Genomic DNA, 3,861 nt, shown 5'->3' with positions numbered 1-3,861 from the left:
CTGCGCGTCCCGATTGCAGGAGGAGTTCAGCCGGATGAGCCGCCAGGACCCCGACGACGGCGTGTCATCCTGCAATCGATTCGTCACGATCGGCGTCCGGGCCCGGGTTCAGTAGTGCCAGGGATACGGCGACCAGTCGGGGTCGCGCTTCTGCAGGAACGCGTCCTTGCCCTCGACTGCCTCGTCAGTGCCGTACGCGAGCCGCGTGGCCTCCCCCGCGAACACCTGCTGACCGACGAGTCCGTCATCGACGGCGTTGAAGGCGAATTTCAGCATCCGGATCGCGGTCGGCGACTTGGTGAGGATCGTGCGGGCCATCGCGATGGCCTCGCGCTCGAGCTGCGCATGCTCGACGACGCGGTTGACCGCGCCCATCTCGTACGCCCGCTGCGCCGCGTACTCCTCCGCGAGGAAGAACACCTCGCGCGCGAACTTCTGGCCGATCTGGCGGGCGAAGTATGCCGAGCCGTAGCCCGCGTCGAAGGAGCCGACGTCGGCATCCGTCTGTTTGAACCTGCCGTGCTCGCGGCTCGCGATCGACAGGTCGCACACGACGTGCAGCGAGTGTCCGCCGCCCGCAGCCCAGCCCGGGATCACCGCGATCACGACCTTCGGCATGAACCGGATGAGCCGTTGCACCTCAAGGATGTGCAGGCGCCCCGAGCGGGCCGGGTCCGGTGCCGTCGCGTCGTCGGCCGCATAGGTGTAGCCGTCGCGACCACGGATGCGCTGGTCGCCGCCGGAGCAGAACGCCCAGCCGCCGTCCTTCGGACTCGGGCCGTTGCCGGTCAGGAGCACGACGCCGATCTTCGAGTCCTGCCGTGCGATGTCGAGGGCGCGGTACAGCTCGTCGACGGTGTGTGGGCGGAACGCGTTGCGAACCTCGGGCCGGTCGAACGCGATCCGGGCGATCCGGCCGTCCGGCGAGACGTGGGAGGTGATGTCGGTGTACCCCTCAGCACCGGGGGCAAGAACCCAGGCATCCGGATCGAACAGCTCGGAAACGCTCACGGCACCAGCCTACGCGGGCGCTTAGCCCGTCTGGCGGGCCACACCTTCACGCGAGTTGTCCTTGCCCGGCGCGAGTTGTCCTTGCCCGGCGCGAGTTGTCCTTGCCTAGCGCAAGGGACAACTCGACGCAGCAAGGGACAACTCAGCACAACGAAGGACAACTCGGCGGGGAGAGGGACAACTCGGCGGGAGGAAGGACAACTCGGCGGAGAGAGGGACAACTCGGCGCGGGTAGCCTGGAGGAGAGGACAGGGAGATATACGGATGCAGATCAGGACATCGTCGGACTGGCGGGACGCGCTCCCGTTCGAGACCCCCGTCCTGGCCTCCGAGGCGATGCCCGGTGAGGCGAGTCGCTGCGCCCGATGCCCTGCAGACGAGCCGCTGAAAGAGCGGACCGAGCTGTGGGCGGTCAAGCACCGGCACCCGAACAACCACGCCGGGTTCGTGCGCCTCTACTGCCTCGAACACCGCCCGGCCGTCGCACCGCTCCCTCCGGTCTCGGCTCCCCCGGCTGCCCGGGCACGCAAGAGCACGACGCCCCGCGCACCCCGTACATCCCGCCCAACGCCGTCGAAGCCCGAGCGGGTCGCAGCGGTGTGCCCGAACTGCTTCGTCGAGGTCCCGACGAGCGTCATCTGCGGTGTCTGCGGCGAATCGGTCAGCTGACCGGTCCGCGCGCGACCATCACGCCGCGTTCTTGGCGTCGCGCCACGCCACCCACTGCTTGACGGCGTCGAAGTTCCAGTCGGGGCCATCGATCCCCAGCGTGAACAGCCGCACTCCCGCGCCATAGAGCGCCTCGACCTCGTCGACGTTTCGCGCCCCGATCTCGTTCGAGACCACGAGGTTCGACAGGTCCCGCTCTTCCTTCTGCGCCCACCGCTCGAGAACGTCGAGCTTGCTGGTGACGGCATCCGGCTTCACGAAGCTGTGCCAGATGTCGGCGTGGCGGGCAACCAGACGCAGGGTCTTCTGTTCGCCCGCGCCGCCGATCATGACGGGGATCTTGCGCGTCGGCGCCGGATTGAGCTGCTCCCACCGGGCCTCGACCCGGCGGAGCCCTTCGGCCAGGTCATCCAGCCGAGAACCCGCGGTACCGAACTCATAGCCGTATTCGACGTAGTCCTTCTCGAACCACCCCGAGCCGGTGCCGAAGATGAACCGGCCGGCAGCGCCGCCCTTGGCGCTGATGTGGTCGACCGTCCGCGCCATATCTGCCTGCAGGTCGGCGTTGCGGTAGCTGTTGCAGTTGACAAGAGCGCCGAACTCGATGCGCTCGGTCTGCTCAGCCCACGCGCCGAGCATCGTCCACGACTCGAAGTGCGCGCCATCCGGGTCACCGCTGAGCGGGTAGAAATGATCCCAGTTGAAGGCGATGTCGACGCCGAAGTCCTCGAGCCAGAGCACTGCCTCACGGATCTGGGGATAGCTCACGTGCTGGGGGCGCACCTGCACGCCGAGTCGGACGAGAGTATCGAGAAGAACCATGTCTTCAGCCTACGGACGTCCACACCCCCAGGGCCCGCGCGCCGGGATGCCGAGCGGCAGTGCGGCGGGCAGGATGAGAGCATGGTCGCCGCCTTGCACCTGCCGTCACTCCCGCCCCTGGACGAACTCCTCGAGAGCGCCCACGTTGTCGCACTACCGCTCGCAACACGGTTCCGCGGCATCGAGCACCGAGAAGCGATGCTGCTGCGCGGGCCCGCGGGATGGACGGAGTTCTCACCGTTCCTCGAGTACGACGACGCCGAGGCGAGCACCTGGCTTGCCGCAGCCATCGACTTCGGCTGGCACAGCACCCCCGCGGCCCGTCGCAGCGAGATCCGCGTGAACGCGACAGTTCCCGCGGTTGCACCGGATGCCGTATCCGACGTGCTCGCCCGTTTCGATGGATGCCGCACGGTGAAGGTCAAGGTGGCAGAGTCCGGCGGGACACTCGCCGATGATGTGGCCCGCGTGCGAGCGGTCCGGGAGGCCATGGGGCCGCTCGGCCGCATCCGGGTCGACGCAAACGGAGCGTGGAACCTGGACGAGGCGGAGCACGCGGTGCATGCGCTCGCCGAGTTCGATCTGGAGTACGTCGAACAACCCTGCGGAAGCCTGGAGGAGCTCCGGGAGCTGCGGCGCCGCATCCGGTACATGGGTGTTCCGGTTGCCGCCGACGAGAGTGTACGCAAGGCCGAAGACCCGCTCGCTGTGGCACGTTCCGGCGCCGCAGATCTGCTGGTGATCAAGGCGCAGCCCCTGGGCGGCGTCCACCGGGCCCTCGCGATCGTCGCCGAGGCGGGGCTGCCCGTCGTCGTCTCGAGCGCGCTTGACACTTCGGTGGGGCTGGCAATGGGCGCTTCGCTGGCCGCGGCCCTTCCCGATCTCGACTACGACTGCGGCCTGGGCACCGCTTCTTTGCTGGCTGCCGACGTCACGACGCAGCCGGTGCGGCCGGAGCACGGCACCATTCCTGTTCGCAGACCCGCGGTCGACGAGTCAGCGCTTGAATTCCAGGCAGCACCGCCGGACCGCAAACGGTGGTGGCGCGAGCGACTAACCAGGTGCCACGCCCTCCTGGCGGTGTCCCAGGGCTGAAACGGTCGCGCTGGGCCTAGCGCGCGATCAGGATGCCGCGTCGACGAGCGCGAGCGCGAGCTGTTGCGTCTGCGACTCTGCGCGTCGACGCAGCCCGTCGTCATCGATCCGCTCGATCGCTGCCGTGATGAGCGCGTCTTCCCAGACTGTCAAGACGAGGCGAGCTACGTCGCGGGCTGGGAGGCGCAGCCGCAGACCGTAGGAGGTGACAAGCGATTCGATCATCCGCTGCACCCGATCGATGAGGCTCGAAGCCCACGCAAG

5 protein-coding genes are annotated in these 3,861 nt (G+C 68.2%); 2 read left to right on the top strand and 3 right to left on the bottom strand.

What is annotated here, in order from left to right; genetic code table 11:
- Positions 1-108 precede the first annotated feature (108 nt).
- Positions 109-1,011 (bottom strand): 1,4-dihydroxy-2-naphthoyl-CoA synthase, encoded by a 903-nt coding sequence (locus tag B3587_RS15345; RefSeq protein ID WP_228177875.1) that lies wholly within the window; start codon positions 1,009-1,011, stop codon positions 109-111.
- A gap of 264 nt (positions 1,012-1,275) precedes the next feature.
- Between B3587_RS15345 and B3587_RS15340 the strand changes: the two genes are divergently transcribed.
- Positions 1,276-1,680: a glucose-6-phosphate dehydrogenase gene (locus B3587_RS15340; RefSeq protein ID WP_292730243.1), complete on the top strand. Its 405-nt coding sequence runs from the start codon at positions 1,276-1,278 to the stop codon at positions 1,678-1,680.
- Positions 1,681-1,698: 18 nt separating this feature from the next.
- On the opposite strand, the gene B3587_RS15335 is transcribed toward B3587_RS15340, so the two are convergent.
- Positions 1,699-2,502, bottom strand: coding sequence for an LLM class F420-dependent oxidoreductase (locus tag B3587_RS15335; protein WP_292730240.1), 804 nt, complete (start codon positions 2,500-2,502; stop codon positions 1,699-1,701).
- 81 nt (positions 2,503-2,583) lie between these two features.
- Here B3587_RS15335 and B3587_RS15330 point away from each other — a divergent pair, with 81 nt between their 5' ends.
- A complete protein-coding gene (locus tag B3587_RS15330) occupies positions 2,584-3,597 on the top strand; it encodes an o-succinylbenzoate synthase (protein ID WP_292730238.1) in 1,014 nt (337 codons plus the stop codon).
- A 27-nt stretch (positions 3,598-3,624) separates the two neighbouring features.
- On the opposite strand, the gene B3587_RS15325 is transcribed toward B3587_RS15330, so the two are convergent.
- Positions 3,625-3,861, bottom strand: a 237-nt coding sequence (locus B3587_RS15325) for a hypothetical protein (protein WP_414683142.1), incomplete at its 5' end; no start/stop codon positions are given.

The organism is Microbacterium sp. UBA837, from assembly GCF_002296025.1.
Lineage (GTDB): Bacteria > Actinomycetota > Actinomycetes > Actinomycetales > Microbacteriaceae > Microbacterium.
This window is presented reverse-complemented; position numbering and strand designations above follow the sequence as displayed.

Coding starts and splice junctions, on each gene's coding strand:
- B3587_RS15340 (WP_292730243.1), top strand. CDS start 1,276: ATGCAGATCAGGACATCGTCGGACTGGCGGGACGCGCTCCCGTTCGAG.
- B3587_RS15335 (WP_292730240.1), bottom strand. CDS start 2,502: ATGGTTCTTCTCGATACTCTCGTCCGACTCGGCGTGCAGGTGCGCCCC.
- B3587_RS15330 (WP_292730238.1), top strand. CDS start 2,584: ATGGTCGCCGCCTTGCACCTGCCGTCACTCCCGCCCCTGGACGAACTC.